This window comes from Alicyclobacillus acidiphilus NBRC 100859 (assembly GCF_001544355.1).
GTDB classification, from domain to species: Bacteria; Bacillota; Bacilli; order Alicyclobacillales; family Alicyclobacillaceae; genus Alicyclobacillus; species Alicyclobacillus acidiphilus.
Genome location: NZ_BCQI01000048.1, coordinates 1 through 23,068 on the forward strand (window position 1 = coordinate 1; position 23,068 = coordinate 23,068).

A 23,068-nucleotide genomic window follows, 5' to 3' on the forward strand; every position below is an offset into this window, starting at 1 on the left:
TGGCGTTTGTCGTGCTGGCTCTGTATACGTTGACCAGTGGGTTGCGTGCGCCCGCGCTCATCGCGGTTGTGAAGGATTTGATGATTTACATTACGGTCATTGTGGCCGTGGTGGTCATCCCCATCAAGTTGGGCGGTTTTCATCGCATGTTTGCCGCGGCGCAGGCCGCACTGGCGACGCACAATCCGCCAGGTGCGTTAATTCTCCCGAATCAGAGTGCTACGTTGTACGCGACGTTGGCATTGGGATCCGCCCTCGCAGCGTACGTCTACCCACATACACTCACGGGCATTTTCAGCGCGAACAGTCGGAGAACCATCAAGAAGAACATGGCGTTGCTGCCGGCGTATACGTTCGGCCTTGGTCTCATCACCTTGCTCGGGTTGATGGCACTTGCTGTGGGCATTCACACGAGCAACACCAACCAGGCCGTTCCGCTTCTGTTCCTCAAGGAGTTTCCCGGGTGGTTTGCGGGCTTTGCCTTCGCCGCGATCGCCATTGGAGCATTGGTCCCTGCAGCCATCATGTCGATCGCCGCATCGAACCTGTTCACGCGCAATATCTATCGGGCATTCTTTCACAAACGATCCTCGGACAAACACGAGGCGAATGTGGCCAAAGTGGTATCCTTGCTGGTCAAGGTTGGCGCGTTGGTGTTTATTCTCGGATTTCCGCAGCAGTATGCCATCTCTCTGCAGCAAGTGGGGGGCATTCTCATCCTTCAAACCGTGCCCGCGCTCGTATTTACACTGTATACGGGATGGTTCCATCGCCGGGCGCTGCTCGTTGGCTGGCTGGTCGGAATCTTGTACGGCATTTATATGTGGGGAACGACCGGTTATAAATCGACGACCTACGCCATTCATTGGTTTGGAGCATCTGTCTCCGCGTACGCCGGAATTTGGGCATTGATTGTAAACATCGTCGTCACGGTCGTATTGACCCTGGTCTTCCGCGCGGCAAAGGTTTATAACGGGGTAGATCAGACTATCGCATCGGATTATGGTCCAAGCGCGTGAGGACGAGAAATGTTGGCGTTCGCTCAGTCGGGCGGGCGCCCCCCCCCTAGTCGATTGAATCGCTGCTTCGCTGTGGGTGAAAATGCCCAGATTAACCTCTAGCCAAGCCCGGGTTCGACATCCTATGATAAGAAGATAGTCTAGTAGTGCCGACTTGACACAAATCGAGCGCTCAATGCAGGAGGAACGAAGGTGAAACGTACTCGGAAGGCGATAATTCGAAACATAGGTGTCGGCGTGATCGGATGTCTGATGGCAAATCTCGTCGATGTATCGCCGATCGCGTTCGCCTCATCCGGGGCGTCGTCGTCACCCCAGCCAACGAAGAGCGCCGCGAGCCGCAGCGTGCCGACAACGGTCCCGGTCGCGGAGAGTGGACAGCCGCAAGAGGTGCTCAACCAAGTCTCCGGAGACGTTCCTTACGTCGATGGCGAGAATCATTCCGACTGGCCCGCCATCGTCTCACAGGCCGCCGTCGTGATGGATATGAATACGGGGACGATTGTCTATGGCAAAGATCCGTTGACGGCGCATTACCCCGCGAGCATTACCAAGATCATGACCGCCATGTTGGCGTTGAAGCTCGGCCATTTGAACGATACCCTGACGGCCAGCGCGAATGCGGCGGGACAACCGCCGGACAAGCTGTACTTGAAGGTCGGCGAACAGGAAAAATTAGAGCCACTGCTTTACGCGATGCTGCTGGATTCAGCCAACGACGTCGCGGTCGAGATCGCAGAGCATTACGGAGGCACCGTGGCGCACTTCGCATCCATGATGAACGCGGAGGCGAAGGCTTTGGGGGCAGATCATACGCATTTTACGAATCCCAACGGTCTGCCTGATCCCAACCACGTGACGACGGCCTACGATATGGCGTTGATCGCGCGGGCTGCGATGCAGTATCCGATGTTTCGCAAGATCGTGGACACCAAGTACTTCGACTGGAAAGGGCAAGCCTGGCAGGCGAAACTTTCCAACCTCAACTCGATGCTCTTCTACTACCCAGGCGCTATCGGTATCAAAACGGGATTCACCAGTGTCGCACACGAGACCATTGTCGTTGCCGCGAAGCGAGGGAACCAGGAGTTTCTGGCCGTGCTGATGGATTGCCCGACGGATGGACAAATCAGGCAAGACGCGGCGAATTTGCTCGATTACGCTTTCGCGCACTACCAAACGCAGGTGCTCTATCAACCGAATGAACTTGTCGGCGTCGTTCCAAGCGCGGGCGGCGTAGTGCCATTGATTACGCGGGAGCAGGTTGTGGCGACCGTGCCGAAGGGCGAGCCGATTGCGTTTCGCGGCTCTCTTGTGAAGGAACTGCCCAGTGCCGCGGCCGCGGCAGACACTCGGGCGGGCGATATCGTGGTCGATTCGACGCATGGGCAGCGTTTAGGAACCGTTCCGGTGTACTTCGGGAAACCTTGGAATCCCATCATCGTTGCGAGCAAATCACACCACACTTGGCTCTATTGGCTCGTTGGCGGATTGCTGTTTGCCATAGCGGGCTTGGCTCTGCGTCGCAGAGCGGTCCGGCGCCGAAGGCAGCGCCAGGCCGTACGTGTGCAACCGAAAACATGGCGGATGCAGTCCTATCGCTGACCGGCGAGCCCTTGGAGCCTGTCCGCCATCTGCTGTAATTGCTCAGTCCCGCTCCGTCAATCGGGCAATCTTTGTCAAGGACTCGTGCGGTCCTACGAGGACCAGAATGTCGCCCTCATACACTTCATCCGTCGCGGAGACGGGAAAGATGGTCGACTTGCTTCGGATGATCATGACAACCTGAACGCCAAATCTTCGTGTCAGGTTCAGTTTGCTCAGCGATTTGTCGACCAGTTCGCCTTTGGCGGTCAGCTCCATCATGAAGACTTCTTCATAGAGTTCAATCATGTCGAGGACCGCTGACCGCGTCAGCAGTCGCGCGAGGCGCATCCCGGAATCCCGCTCCGGATAGACGACGCGATCCGCGCCGAGCCGTTCGAGAATCTTTCCGTGTGTTGCGTGAAACGCCTTGGCGACGACATACAGCCCGAGATCCTTGCAATTGATGGTCGCGTGGTTGGAGCTGGTCTCACTGTCTCCAATCGCGATGATCACGGCGTCGACTTCCTTGATCCCCGCTTCTTCCAGAAACGTGATGTCCTCCGCGTTACCGACGGCAACCTCGCACCGAGATCCGAATGGTTCCAGGCAGGTTGGGTCTTTGTCAATCAACAGCACCTCGTGGCCGTGCCGCAGCAGTTCCACAGCAGCACCGCTCCCGAACCGTCCGATTCCAATGATACCAAACGTCATCTTGCGAGTTCGTGGCAAATCCATTCGTCTCCTTATCCGCCCATAATCACTACGAGCGTACTCTCAAGCCAAGTGGTTGGCAAGGACAATCCGTCAAGAGGCAATTTCCAGTGGACGCGATGTCTGTCAGTCATCCTGAAAATTCCGCGATCGCGATGCCGTCGTACGCAGGGAGCAGCGTCGCCTGCCATTGTTCATGATGCAACAGACATTCGTTGAACCGCCGGATCGCAACGGGGGTTGGATTGTGATTGTCGAAATCGGCTGCGCGCCCCTTTGCGAGCACGTTGTCCGCCACCAGGATGGCGCCTTTCTTGGCGAGCCGCGTCGCCCAGATGAGGTATTCCGGGTAACTGGTCTTATCCGCGTCGATGAAAAAGAAGTCGAACTGGCGTTCTTCCTCGCACATTCGCTTCAAACTGTCGGCAGCGTGGCCGATCACCACGTCGATCTTGTCTGCGACACCCGCCAAATTGAAATGCCGCCGCGCCAAATTCGCGTGCAATTCGCGTTCTTCCAAGGTCGTAAGCCGTCCTGTGTGACTGAGGCCGCGGGCGATGCAGATGCCGCTGTAGCCGACGAATGTCCCTATCTCCAAGGCGGATTCGCAGCCTTTGAGACGGACAAGCGTGGTGAGCAGTCTCCCAATCATCTGCGGCACGCTCATGGAAGGCAATCCGGCGCGCTGAATCGACTCTTCGATTTGTAGTACAATCGGATCGGTAGGTAATAAACTATTCACATAGTGAAGCAATTCCAAGACGCCGTATCCTCCAATCTGATTTTGAGAATCTGATGTTATAGTGTAACGCACGGTTCTTAATTCACAAGGTTATCCAGAAGCTTGACAATTTTGACACAAATCGCGTGAAATCGCGGCGAATAGTTGTACGGAGCAATTTTGCGTTTAGAATGGTAGGGAGTTATTCAAGCCTATTCAAAATTCTACTCCCATGATTCGGTACACCTGTATTGCAATTCCGACGACCTTAGACAAGTAGGTGCAGTGATTCTCTATGGATAAAAACCATCAACCACGAACGCGGCGGGAGAAGAAGGCCGAGGGCACTGCCCCGAAAAAACGTCTGCGGCCTTTGCGCTGGCTTGCATACACGGCCTTTGCTGTTGTCTATATTTATGTTTCGACTATATTGTGGATTTTTGTTGGGCCTTTTCACGGCTTGCGAGATTATCTCATTCAAAGTGTCGACGCGACCAGGCACGCGTACCTATTGCGGCCGCTCTCGCTGTACACCGTATCGGAAGCGACCGTCAAGAAATACGCATTGTCGTCCAATCTCAGCGGACCAACGATTCCGGTGGCCGACATCAAGCGCGAGAACTACACCAATATTAAGGACAATACCATCAAGGTAATTACGTATCAGGCGCCGACATTCAAGGCGTTTATTTTACTGGTTCGCGATCCCAAGCGAATCCGAGTCGTCGCGACCAAGTACTTGCACCAACGCGGTGAGACAGTCCAACAGATGGTTGAAGACGCACACGCGGTCGCCGGGATCAATGCCGGCGGTTTTGTCGATACGAATTGGCAAGGCACGGGAGCGTATCCTGAGGGCATCACCATTACGGATGGGCATCTGGTCGCGTTAAGCGGTTCCAAGACGGCTCCACAGCCTGTGATTGCGTTTACGAAAGAGGGCCAAATGATTGCCGGCTCGTACTCGCTCAGCCAACTGCGAAGCTTGGGCGTCGTACAGTGCGTCGGCTTCGGTCCGGTACTCGTCGAAAACGGAAAAGAGGTACCCGTGCAGGCGGGATGGGACCGGAATCCGCGGACCGCGATCGGCCAAGCCAAGGATGGCACCGTCATTATGATCGTTACAGACGGACGTTATGCGACGGGGCCGAATGACGCAGGCGCGACCTACGAAGATGTCGCCAATCTGATGCTCAAGTACCATGCGGATATCGCCGCCAATCTCGATGGCGGATCGTCGTCCACGATGGTGTATGAGGGCAAGGTGCTCAATCGGCCCGTGGACATCCTGGGTGAACGCAGTGTCGCGACATCCATTGTTGTGATGCCAAGTAAAGGTGGTGCCAACAGCAATGGTTAAGCGACTGTGGAAACCGCTGTTTTGGTTCGTCGCAATTGTGACGCTCTGTCAAATGCTCGTATTCTATCACTACAACGCCTTGTTCACCGACGTGACCGATACGCCGTCAACCAAAACGAGCGCAAACGCCATTGCGGCTGAAACCAAGGCGGAGAATCGCGAGATCGCCAAGCTGAAAGCGAAATACAAGTTTGTCACCGTCTCGGACGACCGCTCGTACGTCGCTTACTTGGATTCGAAAAATATCCTTCATATCATGGATTTGTCGACTCGAAAAGACGTGAGTGAGGCGAGCAATCCATACAAAGTGGAGTACGTGAAATGGATTCAGGATGAACGGGTGTTCGTCGGAGAGCAAGTCGAACCAGGGGATCTCGAATTGAAGACGGTGGACGTTCCGACGGGACAGCAAACCATCGTCACGAGATTTCAAGGTCTCTCTCCCGACGCCGCGTTCGTAAAGATCACGTTCAGCACGTTGACGAACGACATTTATATTTTGATCAACACGGCCTCGACGTCGGCCATCTACCATATTGGAACGATGAGCCACGTCACGCTGGTGCCCTTGGGAGGCCGTTTCATCAAAAATATCGCGCTGTCGGAGACCGGAGACAAATTGTATTTCGAGGACGCGCTGAACGGATCGTATAACGTGCTCTATTTCGACAGCCAATATGTCGTACACCGCGTTCAACTGAATGCAGCCTTGGTCGACGTCGTCGGAGACACGCTGTACTATGGCGACATCAACAAGGATGGTCTGGTCACATCGGTCTATAAGTACAATCCGGACGGTCAGTCCACGCTGGTATCGAAGTTGCAGGAACCGACCCTGGCGGCCGATTTGTCCATTTCCAATGCGGGAAGGGTGCAGGTGAATTCCTGAGTCACCGCGAGCGGCGATATTTGACTGAACATCATTGGAATGAACACAAGAGGAAGGCGGCGCACCGAGGCTTATGCTCGGTGCGCTTCGTATTTGGCGGCGGGGAAGGCGTCGGACAACTTGCGAATCTCTTCAGCGGTTAGGGACGGCGCGGTACAGACGCCGAGGTTTTCGCGAAGTTGAGCAAGGGAACTGGCGCCGGGTACCGCCGTCGCCACGACCTTGGGATACATGGCAAACGCTAGGCTCAACTGGGTCGCGGATCGACCATCGAGCATTTCTTGTATGCTTGCCAAGGCTGCATCGATGTCCGCTTGCGTCCATTGCAGATACGTTTCCCCGTCGGCCATGCGTTTGCCGCCGCCAAGCAGGCCGCGCGCCACGGGCCCGCGAGCGATGACCGACACCCCGGCTTCCTCGATTGCCGGGAACCATTCCTCAGGGCGCCTGTCCAACAGGCTGTACTGCATCATCACGCTCGCGATCTGCGAGTGCTTGAGGTAGTGCAGAATCACGTTCGGCCGGATCGAAGAAATACCATATGCGCGAATGAGGCCGCGCGCTTGCAGCCGTTCCATGGTTTCCACGATCTCGTCGAACGGATCGTCCATGGTTCCGCCGTGCAACTGGTACAAATCGATATAATCCGTTCGGAGCCGGCGCAGGCTCTGTTCGACGGCTGTCTCGATGTAGGCTGGCGACGGGTCCCAGGTCCATCCCGCCTGGCCGGGAATGATTCGATTGCCGACTTTGGTGGCGATGACGACTTCGTGTCGACAGGCTTGCAGCGCTTGCCCGACTAGCTCCTCGTTTTTCCCCGCGTCGTACAAATCCGCAGTGTCGAAAAAGGTGACGCCCGCATCGAACGCCTCGCGCAAGATGCGAGTGGATTCTTCCGGCTTGCTTGCGTCCAAGGACATGCAGCCAAAGCCCAGTTCACCGATTTCGATCCCGCTTTGGCCCAGCACATTCCGCTTCATCATCACCCGATATCCCGCCCTTCCTGCGCAGATTCGTACGCGTCGTCGAGAATGGCCCGATACGCTTCCGCCGTCAGCGGTCGGACATTGCTGCTGGTCGATCCGTTCGCCATCGCCAGTTCGACGATGCGGTCGTCATCCGCCCTGTTGACGCCGTTCAGTCGCGTGATCGGCGGAATGTCAAGCTGCGCCAGCCACTGTTCGATCTCGTCGAGCAGTCGTTGCACGGCGTCACCATCGCTGTCGGCCTGTGCGGCGACCCCCATGTGGCGCGCGATCTCGGCGTGAATCGCTTCGTGTCCGACGACGTTGTATCGCAGCACGGGCAGCAGGAACACCGCGTTGGCGATGCCGTGCGGCGTATCGTACAGGCCGCCGAGCGCCTCGGCGAGACAGTGGACGGCTGCGACATCGGCGGAGCCAAAACAGAGTCCGGCAAGCAGACTGCCAAGCAGCATGTCGCTGCGCGCGTCGAGATCGTCCGGTGTGCTGTACGCTCTCGGCAACGCCCGGTAAATGAGGCCCAACGCCTGTGCGCCAAAGGCGCGCGAAATCGGCTGTGACTTTGTGCAGCTGTAGCCTTCGATGGCGTGAACGAGCGCGTCCACACCGGTTGCGGCGGTGACGGATGGGGGAACGGTGACGGTGAGTTCGGGATCGAGCAACGCAAACGCCGGTCGCAGCCATTCGTGTTTGAGCGTCATCTTCCGGTGCGTGTCGGCTTCGGTGATCACTGCGGATCGCGTGACTTCCGATCCGGTCCCGGCCGTGGTCGGAATACAGGCCACTGGCGCAGTCTCTCCGTAGCTGCGCAGTCCGTCGGCGTACGCGCTCGGCGTGCCGCCTTGCCTCGCGAGCAGCGCGATGGTCTTCGCCGTGTCCATCGCACTTCCTCCGCCAACGGCGACGATCGCGTCGCAGCGCTTTGCCGCGAACTCTTTTGCGCCCGCCATGCAGTCGCTGTCGCGGGGGTTGGGACGAACTTGGCTGAACAGCGTCGTCGAGAAGCCGGCGCCATCGAGCACCGATTTCAATCTTTCCGGAATGCCTGCGTCCAGCAAGCCCGGATCCGTCACCAGGAAGATACGTCTGCCAAAGCCAAGTTCCGTCAACTTGGCAGGCAGGCTGGCGACAGTGCCGTTGCCAAACACGAGGTTTGTGGATATGGCGTACGAGAATGGCGGCAAGGTATTCACCTCAATCGGGTTCATAGATCATTTTGACGGTCATTCCACCGTCGACCACAAAGTTCTGGCCTGTAATGAACGATGCCTCGGGAGATGACAGGTACAGGCATAACGAAGCGATGTCGGACGGTTTTCCAACGCGGCCGACCGGGTGTTGCGACAGGTCTTCCGGGCGATGGACTGGAGTCTGTCGATTGGCCGATTTTTGCCAATCCGCCACTTCAATCCATCCAGGCGAGATGGCATTGACGCGCACGTCTGGGCCGAGACTCACCGCCAAGGCGTGTGTCAGCGCGACGATCCCGCCCTTCGACGCGGAGTAGGGGAATGTGTTGGGCTCCGACATCAGGGCCCGCGTCGACGCCAAGTTGATGACGCAGCCGCCCCCTGCAGCCTTGCGCAGCCACGGCGCCGCAAATTTGGTCAACATGAACGGCCCGCGCAAGTTGACGGCCAGTACCCGATCCCAGTCGGTGATCGAAAAATCCTCGATGCGTTCGCGCGGTGCGGAAATGCCCGCGTTGTTGACAATCACGTCGATCCGCCCGAACCGATTGGCCACATCGTCGACCAGCCTTCGAACCGACGTTTCGCCGGCGACATCCGTCGCGATCGATATTGGCGGGACGGTGGAATCTTTGAGACTATCGACGGCTTCGAGCGCCGCCTCTTCGTCGATATCCGCGATCACGACTTGATTGCCGCCTTCGGAAAAAGCTTTGACAATGCCAAGGCCAATCCCTTGCGCGCCGCCTGTAACGATGACAACACGGTTATCGGTCACGATACTCACCTCGTGAATAGGGGGCTTGTCCAAAACACTCAATGTCCAAGATACGAATGGAGGAGGCTCGCCGCTTGACCTGGCGTGTACGCGATATACAGCAGGATGAAAACGGCCAGTCCTGTCGCGGCCGTCACAAACCACGTGACAACCGTCCATGGGCCAATCTTGCGATGCCGCCCGAACTTCGCCCTTGCGGCGTACGTCAGCGTGATGATGCCCATGATGGCCGCGACCGTCGCGAGAATCGAGTGGGCCTGCAGAAAGACGTAATAGAACACTCGTACCGATTTCGGACCGCCAAATTCGTTATCGCCGATGATAAATGTCTTTAAAGCGTATATAATAAAGAATAACGCAGCAAAAACCACACCCGTGAGCATCCACCTACGATGAACGCGAACCCGATTCTTTCGAATTTGTCTCCAACCAATCGCAAAACATACTGCGCTGATCAGAATGCAAGCTTCATTGATGTAAGAAAGAACTATCGCCATGCCGTACCACCTTTCTCCTTTTGGTCGAATTGTAGCAGAACTATCACACCGAACGCACGTTGTATCCGCTTGAATGATTCGCTCGGCGGATGTTGTCGTTCTTTGTTCATCAATATCGACAATTGCGTCTGGAAATCATACTAAATTCTGTATAATGGAACCGTGTATTGTTTGCCGAATGGCTTACTTCCGGCGTTGTCGTTCGTCAGATCGACTCGTTTAGTGAAAGAAGGACAGGTCTTTGAAAGAATTGTTTGAATTGATAGAGCAAACAAGAAAGTGGACATGCGCCTTGCGGGGAACGGAATTGCTGCAGATGGCCCAGTCAGTCCTGTTCGAACATTTGGATGTGGCTGCGGGGGTGTTCTTCTATGAGCGCAGATTTATTCCTGACCATGTCGGCCGCTTGGATCGACGCCCTCGTGTGATGAGCGCGTGGGGTGTGCCAGTCGACGTTGAAGAACTGAACCGGAGACTCGATTCCGCCAATCCTGGTCCGATTTTCGAATGGAAGCCAACATATTCGTGGCGTTCGTCAGAGCACATGGAGCCGCTCTGGCAGTCGCTGCTGCACAGCGTGGAACTTCAGGCTTACGGGACCTGGCCGATTCTCGATCAGGGTCATGCGGCAGGATGGATGCTGCTCGGTATTGACAGGGCCGGTCATGACGCGGACTTGATGACCGCGTTTTCTACGCAGTTGTCCATCGTCGCCGAATTGCTGATCGCGAGGCGGCGTGTGGAGGACATCAGCCGACGCGATCCGCTCACTGGCATTTTGAACCGCCGCGGCCTCGAACATTTTCTTCCCACTCTCTGCGATGAGACCCGCGCCACTCGGCGGAGTCTGTATGTTGGCATATTGGATATCGACCAATTCAAACGCATCAATGACCTGTATGGACATGCCTACGGCGACAAGATTCTGACCGATATGGCCCTTACACTTCACGGCTTTGTCCAAGGGCGGGGCATTGCGGCTCGCATTGGCGGGGACGAGTATGTGTTGGTCCTTCAAGCGGACAGGACCCATCCAGATTCAATTCGGAAACAGTTACTCGAACTGTTTGCCGACAAGGAATATCAAGTTTGCGTCGGGATCGTCGACTGGAATCTGAAAATTCCATGGAAAGAGATACTCGACTTGGCGGATTCGCATATGTACGAACGGAAACGAATTCAATCCGTCCAGTGATTATCTAAGGCAGGCGCGCCTTTCGGGTAGCCTGCCCGATGCGTTCGACCACCTATCGTCCTACATGCGTCATGGTTCCGCGTCGAGGAATTGTGCAGGCAGTTTCGCGAAGCCATAGACCAGGCTGGTGGGTACCATCTCGCATGCGTCAGGATTCGGTATGACGACCCCCTGATACCGCTTGACGAGCGCTTCGAGCGCTTGTTTCGCCTCCAACCGCGCCAGCGGCGCACCCAGGCAAAAGTGAATCCCATGCCCAAATGCCAGATGTCGATCCCGACGATCGATCACAAATTCATCCGGATCGGCGTACATGGCCTCGTCTCGGTTCGCGGAACCGATCCACGCAACAAAGTGACTCTCCGCAGGAATTGTCACACCGGACAAGGTCACTTGTTTCGTCGACCTTCGATACATATGTTGCACGGGCGAGCGATGGCGCAGGACCTCTTCGATAAAGTCCGGAATCTTCGCGGGGTCTTGTGCGAGCGTCTGCCACAATGCCGGTCGCTCGTGCAACGTGAACAGTGAATTGGACAAAAGGTTGGTTGTCGTCTCGTTGCCGGCCACGAGCAACAGGATACAGAAGCCCAGGATGTCCATCTGCGACAGGGATTCCCCGTCGACCTTCGCCTGCGTCAAAGCGCTGATCAGGTCGTCTTTGGGATGTGCGGATCGAGCTCGTATCGTGTCCGCGAAATATGCAACCATCTCGCGCTGCGCGTCGCTGTACGTCATGGCCTCGCCCGATTCCGCCTGGCGCGATCCAGCGATGACGGCGTCGGACCAAAGTTTGAATCGTTCCCTGTCCTCGGCTGGAATACCGAGCAATTCCGCGATCACGATGACGGGCAACGGCGTCGTCAGCAACTCGACGATGTCGAGCGCTTGACCGGGCTCAGGCAAACACGCGATCAATTCGTTCGCGATGGCGTCGATTCTTGGCGACAGATTTGCGATGGCGCGCGGTGTGAACGCAGTCGTCACCAGTGACCGGAGCTGCCGGTGCCGAGGTGGATCGGTGCTGATGAGACTTGTGGAGAGCGGATCCGCGCTGGAGCCGCGACGGCTTGAGAAGGCGTCGTGATCGGACAGGACCCGCTTGACGTCCTCGTGGCGGAACACGTGCCAAACTCCACGCTGATCTTGAAATACCGGACTGTTCGAACGCATGTGCGCATACCAGGGAAACGGATTGTGAAGACTGTGTGTCGGAACGGAACTCATCGCATGACCTCCCTCAGGGTTGCCCTTAGTATAGATCAGCACATTCCTCCATGTGGTCCCTCTCAATCCAGCGGTTCCACACTTCAAGAAAAATATAGACATTCCGATCACGAATTTTACAAAAACGACATCATCTCTTTACATTCGACAATTACTCTGGGTTCATGCGGTGCCGCAATCTACTACTACTACCCTGGGAGGGTAACCTGAATTATGACGAGAAAGTATAGGAAGTTGACTACTGGATTGGCTGCGATAGCAACGACTGCCGTTGCCGCTGGAATAGCTGCACCTGTATTCGCGAACAGCACGCTGACCGAAACCGGCTCATCGTTGCTATATCCGTTGTTCCAACAAGAATGGATCCCGGCCTACCAAAAGGTTGATCCGAGCGTTACACTGACGGCTGCGTCAACCGGCAGCGGTACGGGTATCTCGGACGCAATCAGCGGAACGGTGAACATCGGTGCATCCGACGCGTACCTCTCGCCGTCGCAGGTTGCGCAAACTCCTGGCATTGAGAATATTCCGCTTGCCATTTCCGCACAAACCATCATGTACAACCTTCCGGGGATCAAGCAATCGACCCACTTGAAGTTGACGGGCAACATCTTGGCTATGATCTACGAAGGCAAGATTACGATGTGGAATGCCAAGGCGATTCAAAGCATCAATAAAGGCGTAAAACTTCCCGCGAAGCCGATTGTGACTGTTCGTCGTTCGGACAGCAGCGGCGATACATTCCTGTTCACCTCGTTGCTCAGCGACACCAACGCTACCTGGAGCAAGACGGTGAGCTACGGAACGACCGTGTCGTGGCCTGCGCTCCCCAACCAGGTTGGCGCACAGGGCAACAGCGGTATCGTTGATGCACTCGCGGCAACCCCATACTCGATTTCCTACGTCGGTATCAGCTACTTGGACAGCGCGTTGCAGGCATCGTCGTCCATCGGTGAAGCCGAGCTCCGGAACAAATCCGGGAACTACGTATTGCCAACCAACGCCACCATCTCGGCCGCTGCATCCGTCGGAACGCAGAACGTTCCAGCGAACGAGACGTTGTCCCTGATTTACGAGCCAGGCAAAAACTCGTATCCGATTATCAATTTCGAATACGCCATCGTGAATACGAAACAACCTAGCGCGACGGACGCGACCAACGTCAAGAAGTTCCTCGATTGGGCCATCGATCCGAACGGCGGCAACCAGTCGAAGTATCTCTCGCCAGTTCACTTCTTGCCGTTGCCTTCGACGGTTGAGGAACTGAGCCAGCACCAAATCAACAAGATCCACAGCTAAGATTTTCACAGTATTTGTCGAAGGCTGCTCTAGGTCATCTCGGATGACTCGGGGCAGCCTTTTTATTCTTATCGTGGGGGATGACCACTCCGTTTGCTGCGTAACAGGATGGGGGCTACAATACGCGGTAACGAAGTGCTCGTCCAAGAGATGCATCGTCCAGCAAGTGTGTGGAAGGAACGGTACTGGATGAATCCGACCATCAGCGTGTTGATGCCTGTTTGGAATCGATCCCGATATCTCCCCCAGGCCATCGAAAGTGTGCTCGCTCAAACCTGCGCGGACTGGGAACTGCTTGTTCTCGACGACGGATCGACCGAGGATACCCGGAGCGTCGTGACAGCATACGGAGATCCGCGCATTCACTGGTTAACGGCTCCGCACCAAGGATTGGTCCAGACGTTGAATCGCGGCTTGGCTCTCGCCACAGGAAAGTTCATCGCCCGCATGGACTCCGACGATATTTGCCGGGAAGATCGGTTCGACGTTCAACTGACGTTTATGAAGCACCATCCCGACATCGACATTTGCGGAAGCTTCGTGAACATCATCGGCGGGGCGGGCGAACCGCAGTGGACGTATCCCCAAGATCACGAGAGTATTCAAGCAGGTCTCTTGTTTCACAACTGTTTGGCACACCCCACTGTTTTCATTCGACGAGAGACGTGGAACGCCGGTGGATTTCGCTACGATCCGGCCTTCATCCACGCAGAGGACTACGAATTGTGGGATCGCTGCGCATGGTCGCTTCGCCTCGCGGTGATACCGGAAAATCTCGTCGTCTACCGCATGCACGAAAACCAGGTCAGCACCCGACACCCCGGCGCGCAACGGGCGTCCGTCAAACGACTGCATGAACGGCAACTGCGGAGAATGCGCATTCCATTCACCGAAGACGAATTGGAACTCCACTGTCGTCTGAGAGACAACGTTTCGCAGGACGCTAGGGACCAATGGATCGAGAAATTGGTGAAGCACAACGATGTGATGGGGACTTATTCGAAAGAAGCTTTCAGGCGTATCGCCGAACGGCTTCGCTTGGGACAACCAGCGTTGTGAGACGCTGGATTGGCGGTGTGTTCATCACTTGCTGGCCATCCATGGTCTTACTCTGGCGCGCCCGCAGGCAGCGTTAGTCATTTCACCACTGCTAAAGACACGAAAGGGACAATCAAACCATAGTCCCTATCGAAATACCTGATAAAATTGGCTGTATCGAACCTTTCACTGCTTTTCCGGCACTGTTGCTAGGATTCAGTTGGCCGGCCAGGTTCGGTAACAGGGGCTTTCTTAGCAGGGGAAATCTAAAATGGGGGGGCGACCATACAGGACACGAGAAGGGGGATGTCGGTTCGAGCATATTCCATGTCCGCTTTGATGAAAGCGCATACAAAATACGGTGGGGGCAGCACAACAGTCCGAAAGATGCGTATGGAGCAGATGTAACCATTGGATCCCGACGGTAGGAGAACGCAAGGAGGGTGCACTTTGGTGAAATTCTCTATCAAGAAAAAATTGGCGATGATGACGCTCAGCACCACGGCGATCACAGGTGTTGGCGCGACTCTGAACGCGCCCGTGGCTTCCGCCGCCGCAAGCACGGATACGGTGACGATCACGGGGCCAGCAGCTCCTCAAACCATTTCGTCGCTCGATCCCTCTCAGTGGGCAGGCCAGATTCTCGTAGATCAGGGAACCATTTTGGAAGGTTTGTACGGTTACAACCAAAAAAATCAGGTAGTCCCGAAAATCGCAGCCAGCTACTCCGTGTCTAAAGACGGATTGACTTGGACCATCATGTTGCGGAAGAACGCGAAGTGGTCCAACGGTGATCCAGTCACGGCGCACGACTTTTACTATGCGTGGATGCGCCAGTTGAATCCGGCGGACTCGGCAGCACAGCTCTGGCTCGGTATATTCAATTATGTGAAGAACTCGTATGCGTATCATTCTGGGGCGGTTCCCGCCAGTGCAGTTGGTTTGAAGGTCGTCAATGACTACGAGATACAGATTACTACGTCGACCCCGCACGATATTTTAGGTGAGCTGGCGACCGCCGCATCGATGCCTTTGGATGAGAAGGCCGTGAATGCAAACCCTCAGTTGTTTTCAAACGGAAAGGGATGGGTAAGCGACGCCCCCTATACGGTACAATCGTTTACCCCAGGTGGTACCCTCGTCCTGGTAAAAAACACAAAGTACATTGGAAATCCAAATGAGGTGAACTCCGGAAACGCTCAACAGATCGATGTTGTTCCCGCGACGACGGTGCCCGTTGAAGATTTCATGGCCAACAAAGTAGATGTCGCACAAGTGAGTTCATCGTCTGATTTGTCTTACATTAAGACGCACAACTTGAGTAGTGAGTTGCACTCGGCTCCCGACTATAGCATCGAATACTTGGAGTGGGATAATTCGGCCATCGCGTCTCCGTACGATAATGCTAAGATTCGTGAAGCCATCGCTGAAGCGATCCAGCGCGCCCCAATCGTACAGTCGGTTCTCAGTGGCATGGCAGGTGTCACAACGACGTTCTCCACACCAGGATGGCCCACACAACGGCTGTTGAAGGGCTTGCCTGAAAACTTGACCAACGCAAAGAAGTTGTTGGCCCAGGCCGGTTATCCCGACGGCAAGGGCTTGCCGCCAATCTACCTGTACGCTGAAGTTCCCGCGAGCAATCCGCAGGAAGTTCCCGTGGCTGAAGCCGTATCCGAGGAACTGAAGCAAGATTTGGGTATCCAGTCGAAGATCGTCCAGTTGAACGCGACAGACGACAGTTGGGTTACCTACGGCGGGCCAAAGAAAGGCATCCAGCCCGGATTTAACGTGGGAGCGAGTGCAACCAATTGGAACGAACCAGCCACGATTGATATGGGCGGCACGCAGGGCACAATTTTTGTCGGCAACTTTGGATGGACGCAGAAGCAAACGGCGCAGGTGCTCGCTTGGTACAATAATCCGTACGATCCCGCCTCCGTCAAGAAATATGGAAATCCAGCCAATCCGCAGGAGGGCGTGAAGTGGAGCGATTGGTCCCGCCTGATTAAGGAGGAGAAGGTCGACGCCGCGTACATCACGAAATGGACCAAGGAACAGCCAGCGAAATGGCAAGCGATTCTCCAGCCTCCTGGGACTCCGACCATTCAGCAGAACTGGAATTCCATGATTCAGGCCTGGAAGACCGCCAAGACGCCGGCGGCCAAACATGCTGCATACGTGTTGGCTTGGGAATTTATCGCCCCTGAAACGGTCACCGCTTCAACAGGCGGCATCAACAACTCGGCGCTGGACTATCAGGTGTACGAGGATAAATACGAGTCAGCCACCTATAAGAACTGGAGAATGTGGTATGCATACATGACAAACAGCCTTTCGAACGCCGAAGCCGCACCATATGCCGCTGACATCTTGAATCAAACGACGGCCCTCGGATACACAATCCCATTGTATTACAATGAAACCTATTACGTAGAACGAAAGGGCGTCACAGGTGCTCAACCAAATCCGTGGGCCTGGGGCAATTTCTATCAGATGCAGTACTTATCCGTAAAATAGAACTAGCATCGATCAACTTGTTAAAGGCCGCTCCGGGTCATCTCGGATGATCCGGAGCAGCCTCCTGACGGAGTCGACTGGATGCAAATCGTGTAAGGGTGGATTCAGACAAGCCGCACAAACACAGCTTATCCATGTCCAGAATGAGCCGCAAAACCTTGCAGAACAAGAGTTTCGAACGAGTGAAGGAGGACCTCACAACAACGTTGGGCGGCGAGATCGCGATGGCTGACGCGGGCGAGGGTGTACGTTGAAGGTGAACGGGGAAATAAGCGTCGCTGAGACGCTTATCTCCGTGAAATGGCCGGATCGAAGGCAAATAAGCGTCCCCAGACCCCTAATTTGCCTCCGCAGCCCGCAGAACGCCGTAGTTTCAGGCAAATAGGCGTCCGCCGCCCCCTTATTCGCTGCCAATCTGCCGATTCGACACGTTTAAGCGGCTGACAGGTGCTTATTTTGTCCCGACGGGAGTCCCCTCCCGAAGTGTGGACGGCACGACTCTCAGTTCCGAGACTTTGCTGTTTGAGTTCCATTACAATGATCACAAGACAGTCACCCTGACGGGGCCATTTCGAATCGTGAGACAAGACGAGGTACATCTGATGCAAATTCGTAAAATCACTGAGGCTGATGCGGAAGATTATATCGAATTGTGTAAAAAACTCGATGACGAAACGGACTTTATGATGTTAGAGCCTGGTGAGCGCATCACGAATGTCGAACAGCAGAAGAATGCCATCCACTCCTTGTTGGCCGCTGGCAACAGTATGGTCTTTGTCGCGGAAGATGCAGGCAAGCTCGTTGGCTATCTTGGGGCGTATGGCGGCGAATTTCGAAGGAACAAACACAAGGTTTACGTTGTCATCGGAATCTTACAGGAATACACCGGCCAAGGAATTGGTACTGCCCTGTTCGCAGAGACAGAAAAGTGGGCGAGAAAAATGGGAGCGCATCGTCTTGAATTAACTGTCATGGTCCATAACGAGGCTGGCTTGGCGCTCTATAGGAAAGTCGGCTTTGAGATAGAAGGGATCGCAAAGGACTCGCTGTTCGTAAACGGTAGGTACGTAGATGAGTATTATATGGCGAAAATTCTTTAGGGAATGGATTTCCATAATGAGAACGCCCGCCGGAATGAAAATGACCCACCTGCGTTGAATAACTCCCTTCGAGAACCTGACCGTTTTCGGAGAGGAGAATCCAAATGTTACGAGGTGGGTCTATGTTAAGACTACAAGGTTTGCAGGCGGAAGGAAAGGGTTGGCGTGAGATTGCTAGAGAGACGGGGCATTCGAAGAATACCGTGAAGAAGTATCTGCGGGATGGTCATCCGGTGGAGGCAAAGCGACGACCACAGCGCAGGACGAAACTCGAACCGTTCATCCAACAGATTGAGCAGTGGATGAGTGAGGGATTGTTCAACTGCGTCGCCATGAAGCAACGCCTGGAGAAGATGGGCTACACGGGTGGCGTGACACAAATCAAAGCGTTTGTACACCCGCATCGTCCACCACGCCAGGTACAAGCGAAGCGACGTTATGAGACCAAGCCGGGGCAACAGGCACAGATTGATTGGGGCTTTTGCGAGGAGCAGGATGAGAACGGGCGTACACACAAGGTGGCGGTATTCGTGATGGTTCTGGGATACTCCCGCTCCATCTATGTGGAGTTTACGAGGCGATGCGACATTCATAGCTTTCTACGGTGTTTCATTCATGCGCTCGAGCACTTCAGTGGCGTTCCGAAGTTTGGGCTCACTGATCACGTGAAGACCGTGGTCATTGGTCGCAACGATGATGGCACACCCAAATGGCATCCGCTGTTTGAAGATTTCGTCCTGACCGTTGGGCTGACACCAAAACTGTGTCGAGTACGTGTGCCACAGACGAAAGGCAAGATAGAGCGTGGCGTAGGGTTTGTCAAAGACAACTTCTGGCCCGGACGCCGCTTTACTGGAATGGCTGATCTCAACCGTCAGGCACTCACATGGTGTCAACATCGGATGTAATTCCTCAAAAAAATCGGGTCGATTTCCCCAAAAACATCGGTTTTGATTTCCTCAAAATCATCGCGTAAGATTCCTGTATTTGATAGCCTAAAAGTACCCCACTGGAACAATCGAAAATTCCCCCACCCTATGATAGCCTCACTACGGTGAGGTGGTTGAGGAGATGATTCAATTGAAGCAGAAGCAGGAGATTCTGCTGGCCTATTTTCACGAGGGAATTTCTCAAAGGGAGATTGCAAGAAGGACAGGGATGGATAGAAAGACGATTCGCAAATACATCGTCGAATATGAGCAGCAGCGGGAGCGGGTCAACCCCTTCTTATTGGACAATCGCTCTTTTTTGTAGAATGATTTAATATTCCGACACCCATTTATCCGCATCCAGGATTTCTCGTTTGCGCATTAGACGCGAACTGGTTTTACTGGCATCAGTCCGCTCGTCAGATGCCGTTGGTGAAACTCAATCGGTGACAAGTAATGAATGCTTGAATGAATTCGAGCGCTGTTATACCACTTCATGTACGTGTCCACAGTCTCGTACGCCTCTGCGTATGTCGCAAACTCACATGTGGATAGTCTGTCATCCTCCAGCACTCGATGAAATGACTCGATGTGTGCATTCATGTTCGGCGTTTTTGGCGGAATCCGTTCATGCTCGATTCTGAGGTCCTCGCACGCTTTCTCAAACACATGGCTGACAAACTGTGGTCCATTGTCTGAACGAACCACGGGCATGGCTTGTTCACCCGTGAATAACTTTCGTTTCCACAACGCGCTTTGTAGCGTCATGACGACGTCCTTGGCTTCACACCGCAGTCCAATGTGGTACCCGACAATTTGTCGGTCGAACACATCGATGTATGACAAAATAAAGAAGAACTTGTCCTCCCCATGAATGTAGCCGTATTTCACATCCACCTCCCACAGTTGATTTGGTGCGGTAATATCCCGATTCCGGGCTAATTTTCTTGGGTATGAATGTTTTACAGGACGTTGCGGTTTGAGGATCCCCAGCTCCTTACACAGCCGATATACCTTCTTCTTGTTGATGACCAGTCCATGGTGTCTGCGTAATTGGATCATCAACTTGACGTATCCATAGCCCAGTCCATCCGATTCGATCTCTTCCATCAGCCATTCTTTGATTTGTCCGTCGCTGACTTTTCGCCCATCCACCGTCAACGAGTAACCAGGTATAGGTCTCCCACCGCGGTAGACTCGTGGTTTGGGCTCATGTGTCTGTTGGAAATAGTAAGTGGAACGAGAGACCCCCACAATGCGTAGCACCCGGCTTACAGCGTAGCCTTTGGCTATCCACTTTCTTGCGATGTCTATTTTGTCCGCAAGTGAGGGTTCACTTTTTTTAACAGGTCACGCAAGATGGACACTTCAAGCGCCTGTTCACCCAAGGTCCGCTTGAGTTGCTCGTTCGTTTTTTCGAGTTCCTTGTTCTCCGCCACCAGCTGTTGATATTCATCTGTCGTGATATTCGTCGAGCCGGTTCCTGTTTTCCCGATCGAAAATCCACCATTCTTATAGAGGCTTACCCAACGGTTCACCACATTCGCACGAATCTCATGTTTGCGAGCAACGATGGACACATTGCCAGTCTCCAAACATTCCTTCACAACCTGTTCCTTAAACTTCTGGGAAAACTTACGCCTGACCATGAACAATCCCTCCTGAGTCTATCCTTCTACAAACATCAGGTCTTGTCCAATTATATAACGGGGCTTAAGAGGGAGGAGTTAATTCGAACCAAGGATCCAATGAGGATAGGCGTATTGACGGAGGGGATTGTCCAGGCGCCCAAGTATCAAGTCGGTGTTCGTCCTAAGCCAGTTGTCACTGAGGAGGTTGAGGAAAAGATTCGAGGCTTCCTGGCGGAGAATGAGGAGCGCAGGAACAAGGGGCTGCACAAGCAAGTCAGACGGCCTGTGGATATTCATTCTGAGCTTGAGAACTCTGGCGTCTGTATCAGTTATGGTAGCGTGTTACGAACCGTTAGAGCGCTGGAGTCAAAGACCAGAGAGGCTTACATCAAGTCAGATTATTTGCCTGGGGATGTTTGTGAATTCGATTGGGGCGAGGTGAAGCTCGAAATCGCGGGCGAAATGCAAAAGTTTCAGATGGCGGTGTTCGCGTCTGCCTATGGAAACTACCGATTTGCATGGTTGTTCAACAAGCAAAAGAGCGAGTGTTTTCAGGAGGTCCACGTAAAATTCTTTGAGCACATTGGCGGCGTGTATCAGCAGATGGTGTATGACAATATGCGGGTCGCGGTCAAGAAGTTGGCTGGTACCGAAAAGGAGCCCACAGACGCGTTGCTGCAGCTATCGCTCTACTACGGATTTCAGTTTCGCTTCTGTAACGTGTGCAGCGGCAACGAGAAGGGCCATGTGGAACGCAGCGTTGAGGTGGTGCGTAGAAGAGCATTCGCGTCCAGGTACGAGTTCGATTCACTCGAGAGCGCCAACGAGTACCTGATAAGCGTTTGTGAGCGCCTCAACCACAAGGCGCAATCCAATCGCGACGGGCGTAGTGCATGGGAATGTTTGCAGGAGGAGCGTTCGCATCTGCGTGAAAAACTCCCTCCATTGGATGCGGCTCGTGTGGAATGTCTGCGTGTGGATAAATACTCCACCATCTGCGTGGACAAAAATCATTACTCCGTACCGGATTCATTGGTCGGTAAGAAGATCATGGTTAAAATTTACTCGGATCGAATCGTATGTTTCCACGACGACAAACATGTGGCGGAACACCCACGGTCATTGGAGAGTTACCAGTGGATGATTGAACTGGAACACTTTCTTTGCACATTCAAAAAGAAGCCGGGCGCCTTGGCGACGAGCATCGCCATGAAACAGGCCCCGGACGCACTGAGAAAGATATACACGTCCCATTATACAGGGCGGGAGAAGGATTTCATCGTGCTCGTACAGGAAATTGCAACCGGACTCACGCTGGACGAGGTGAAGAAAGCTATTGATGAGTTGCAGTCCATAAGTGTGCGCCACGTGACCACAGACAACATTAAGCTGGTTTGCGCAAGAAACAAGGACAAACAGGTACAGCGTGAGTTCCTGCTTGGGAACGAGAGCAAGGACATCTCAGAACACGCCATCCAACAATTGCGCCAGTACGATGCGTTGCTTCGCACCAGTTCCGTAGAACGGGAGGCGGTGAGTGCATGAGCAGCAGCCACACCACACCGCGCAAGACCTGGCATGACGCGATTATCCAGTACACCAAGGAACTGCGATTACCCATGATCCGGGCGCACCTAAGCGAACATGTCACTGAAGCACAGCAACGCGACATGACGTACGAGGAGTTTCTTGGATTGTTACTTCAACGCGAGTGCGATGCCAGACAGGAATCGTCCGTGAAGAACCGCATTCGTTTGGCGGAGTTCACGTACAAGAAATACCTTGAGGACTTGTCTGTGCCTGACCTTCCGCCAGATGCGCAACAGAAGCTTAAGCTGTTAAAGAGCCTCGATTTCATTAAGGAGGGCCGCAACGTCATTTTGGCCGGGAATCCCGGCACTGGGAAGACCCACCTGGCAATTGGATTGGGCATAAAAGCTTGCATGGAGGGCCACAAGGTGTGGTTCACGACTGTGCCCATCCTCGTGAACCGACTGCGTGAAAGCCGCACAGAACATACGCTGCGCCAGTTTCAAAGCCGGTTCGAAAAGTACGACCTCGTCATCGCTGATGAAATGGGCTACATCTCATTCGACAAGGAGGGCTCAGAGCTTCTATTTACCCATCTCTCCCTACGAGCTGGGCGCAAATCCACCATGATCACGACAAATCTGTCATTCGAACGTTGGAGCGAGATATTCCAAGATCCTGTCATGACAGCAGCCATGATTGACCGGCTGACTCACCAATCCTACACGATTAACATGAACGGAAATTCGTTTCGCATGAAAGAGACGAAAGAGTGGCTTGAAAAGCAAAACCTTGCATGATGCCCAGTTTTAGGTGGGGGATTTTTCGGTGAACATGTGGGGGATTTTTCGCTTGACAAATACA

20 protein-coding genes and 1 pseudogene are annotated in these 23,068 nt (G+C 54.2%); 13 read left to right on the forward strand and 8 right to left on the reverse strand.

What is annotated here, in order from left to right:
* Both AAC01S_RS13895 and AAC01S_RS13900 read left to right on the forward strand, forming a co-directional pair.
* Positions 1-1,019 (forward strand): sodium:solute symporter family transporter (locus tag AAC01S_RS13895; RefSeq protein ID WP_067623530.1); only part of this gene is annotated, 1,019 nt, incomplete at its 5' end.
* 192 nt (positions 1,020-1,211) lie between these two features.
* The gene (locus AAC01S_RS13900; RefSeq protein WP_245630228.1) at positions 1,212-2,624 is read left to right on the forward strand and encodes a D-alanyl-D-alanine carboxypeptidase family protein; all 1,413 of its coding nucleotides are present in this window, start codon (positions 1,212-1,214) and stop codon (positions 2,622-2,624) included.
* A 42-nt stretch (positions 2,625-2,666) separates the two neighbouring features.
* Here AAC01S_RS13900 and AAC01S_RS13905 read toward each other — a convergent pair whose 3' ends face one another.
* Complete coding sequence (locus AAC01S_RS13905; RefSeq protein ID WP_169794050.1) at positions 2,667-3,335, reverse strand: potassium channel family protein; 669 nt, start codon at positions 3,333-3,335, stop codon at positions 2,667-2,669.
* Positions 3,336-3,447: 112 nt separating this feature from the next.
* Positions 3,448-4,077, reverse strand: a complete 630-nt coding sequence (locus AAC01S_RS13910) for an O-methyltransferase (RefSeq protein ID WP_067623535.1) — start codon at positions 4,075-4,077, stop codon at positions 3,448-3,450.
* A gap of 256 nt (positions 4,078-4,333) precedes the next feature.
* Between AAC01S_RS13910 and AAC01S_RS13915 the strand changes: the two genes are divergently transcribed.
* Both AAC01S_RS13915 and AAC01S_RS13920 read left to right on the forward strand, forming a co-directional pair.
* Positions 4,334-5,398, forward strand: a complete 1,065-nt coding sequence (locus AAC01S_RS13915; protein WP_067623537.1) for a phosphodiester glycosidase family protein — start codon at positions 4,334-4,336, stop codon at positions 5,396-5,398.
* The gene (locus AAC01S_RS13920; RefSeq protein ID WP_067623540.1) at positions 5,391-6,287 is read left to right on the forward strand and encodes a hypothetical protein; all 897 of its coding nucleotides are present in this window, start codon (positions 5,391-5,393) and stop codon (positions 6,285-6,287) included. The genes AAC01S_RS13915 and AAC01S_RS13920 overlap by 8 nt, the downstream gene beginning before the upstream one ends.
* A gap of 71 nt (positions 6,288-6,358) precedes the next feature.
* Here AAC01S_RS13920 and AAC01S_RS13925 read toward each other — a convergent pair whose 3' ends face one another.
* Genes AAC01S_RS13925 through AAC01S_RS13940 form a run of 4 tightly spaced genes read right to left on the reverse strand, consistent with a single transcriptional unit; the run spans position 6,359 to position 9,735 of the window.
* Positions 6,359-7,267 carry an aldo/keto reductase gene (locus tag AAC01S_RS13925; RefSeq protein ID WP_067623585.1) on the reverse strand — a complete coding sequence of 303 codons (909 nt, stop codon included), beginning with the start codon at positions 7,265-7,267 and terminating at the stop codon, positions 6,359-6,361.
* A 2-nt stretch (positions 7,268-7,269) separates the two neighbouring features.
* Positions 7,270-8,454: an iron-containing alcohol dehydrogenase gene (locus AAC01S_RS13930; RefSeq protein WP_245630229.1), complete on the reverse strand. Its 1,185-nt coding sequence runs from the start codon at positions 8,452-8,454 to the stop codon at positions 7,270-7,272.
* A 10-nt stretch (positions 8,455-8,464) separates the two neighbouring features.
* Complete coding sequence (locus tag AAC01S_RS13935) at positions 8,465-9,241, reverse strand: glucose 1-dehydrogenase (RefSeq protein WP_157071187.1); 777 nt, start codon at positions 9,239-9,241, stop codon at positions 8,465-8,467.
* 35 nt (positions 9,242-9,276) lie between these two features.
* Positions 9,277-9,735, reverse strand: a complete 459-nt coding sequence (locus AAC01S_RS13940; protein WP_067623548.1) for a DUF420 domain-containing protein — start codon at positions 9,733-9,735, stop codon at positions 9,277-9,279.
* Between the two features lie 241 nt (positions 9,736-9,976).
* Between AAC01S_RS13940 and AAC01S_RS13945 the strand changes: the two genes are divergently transcribed.
* Complete coding sequence (locus tag AAC01S_RS13945; RefSeq protein ID WP_067623550.1) at positions 9,977-10,930, forward strand: GGDEF domain-containing protein; 954 nt, start codon at positions 9,977-9,979, stop codon at positions 10,928-10,930.
* Between the two features lie 69 nt (positions 10,931-10,999).
* Here AAC01S_RS13945 and AAC01S_RS13950 read toward each other — a convergent pair whose 3' ends face one another.
* On the reverse strand, positions 11,000-12,157 hold the full coding sequence (locus AAC01S_RS13950; protein ID WP_067623557.1) for a cytochrome P450: 1,158 nt from the start codon (positions 12,155-12,157) through the stop codon (positions 11,000-11,002).
* A 213-nt stretch (positions 12,158-12,370) separates the two neighbouring features.
* Here AAC01S_RS13950 and pstS point away from each other — a divergent pair, with 213 nt between their 5' ends.
* The 6 genes and pseudogenes from pstS to AAC01S_RS13980 form a co-directional block, all read left to right on the forward strand.
* On the forward strand, positions 12,371-13,456 hold the full coding sequence (gene pstS, locus AAC01S_RS13955; protein ID WP_067623560.1) for a phosphate ABC transporter substrate-binding protein PstS: 1,086 nt from the start codon (positions 12,371-12,373) through the stop codon (positions 13,454-13,456).
* Between the two features lie 93 nt (positions 13,457-13,549).
* Entirely contained in the window at positions 13,550-14,515 is a 966-nt protein-coding gene (locus AAC01S_RS13960) for a glycosyltransferase family 2 protein (protein WP_157071184.1), read from the forward strand.
* 432 nt (positions 14,516-14,947) lie between these two features.
* Complete coding sequence (locus tag AAC01S_RS13965) at positions 14,948-17,014, forward strand: ABC transporter substrate-binding protein (RefSeq protein ID WP_245630230.1); 2,067 nt, start codon at positions 14,948-14,950, stop codon at positions 17,012-17,014.
* 602 nt (positions 17,015-17,616) lie between these two features.
* Positions 17,617-18,114 (forward strand): GNAT family N-acetyltransferase, encoded by a 498-nt coding sequence (locus tag AAC01S_RS13970; protein WP_067623588.1) that lies wholly within the window; start codon positions 17,617-17,619, stop codon positions 18,112-18,114.
* A gap of 122 nt (positions 18,115-18,236) precedes the next feature.
* Positions 18,237-19,022: an IS21 family transposase gene (istA, locus tag AAC01S_RS13975; RefSeq protein WP_169794051.1), complete on the forward strand. Its 786-nt coding sequence runs from the start codon at positions 18,237-18,239 to the stop codon at positions 19,020-19,022.
* A gap of 163 nt (positions 19,023-19,185) precedes the next feature.
* Positions 19,186-19,332 (forward strand): annotated as a pseudogene (locus AAC01S_RS13980) (helix-turn-helix domain-containing protein); the annotation flags it as partial.
* 92 nt (positions 19,333-19,424) lie between these two features.
* On the opposite strand, the gene AAC01S_RS13985 reads toward AAC01S_RS13980, so the two are convergent.
* A protein-coding gene (locus AAC01S_RS13985; protein ID WP_157071185.1) for an IS3 family transposase occupies positions 19,425-20,692 on the reverse strand; the annotation gives its coding sequence in 2 pieces (ribosomal slippage) (positions 19,425-20,371 and positions 20,371-20,692; 1,269 coding nt in all).
* A gap of 114 nt (positions 20,693-20,806) precedes the next feature.
* Here AAC01S_RS13985 and istA (AAC01S_RS13995) point away from each other — a divergent pair.
* Positions 20,807-22,219, forward strand: a complete 1,413-nt coding sequence (gene istA / locus AAC01S_RS13995; RefSeq protein WP_169794052.1) for an IS21 family transposase — start codon at positions 20,807-20,809, stop codon at positions 22,217-22,219.
* Positions 22,216-23,004 (forward strand): IS21-like element helper ATPase IstB, encoded by a 789-nt coding sequence (gene istB, locus AAC01S_RS14000; protein ID WP_067623580.1) that lies wholly within the window; start codon positions 22,216-22,218, stop codon positions 23,002-23,004. Before istA (AAC01S_RS13995) ends, istB begins: the two co-directional genes overlap by 4 nt.
* Positions 23,005-23,068 lie beyond the last annotated feature (64 nt).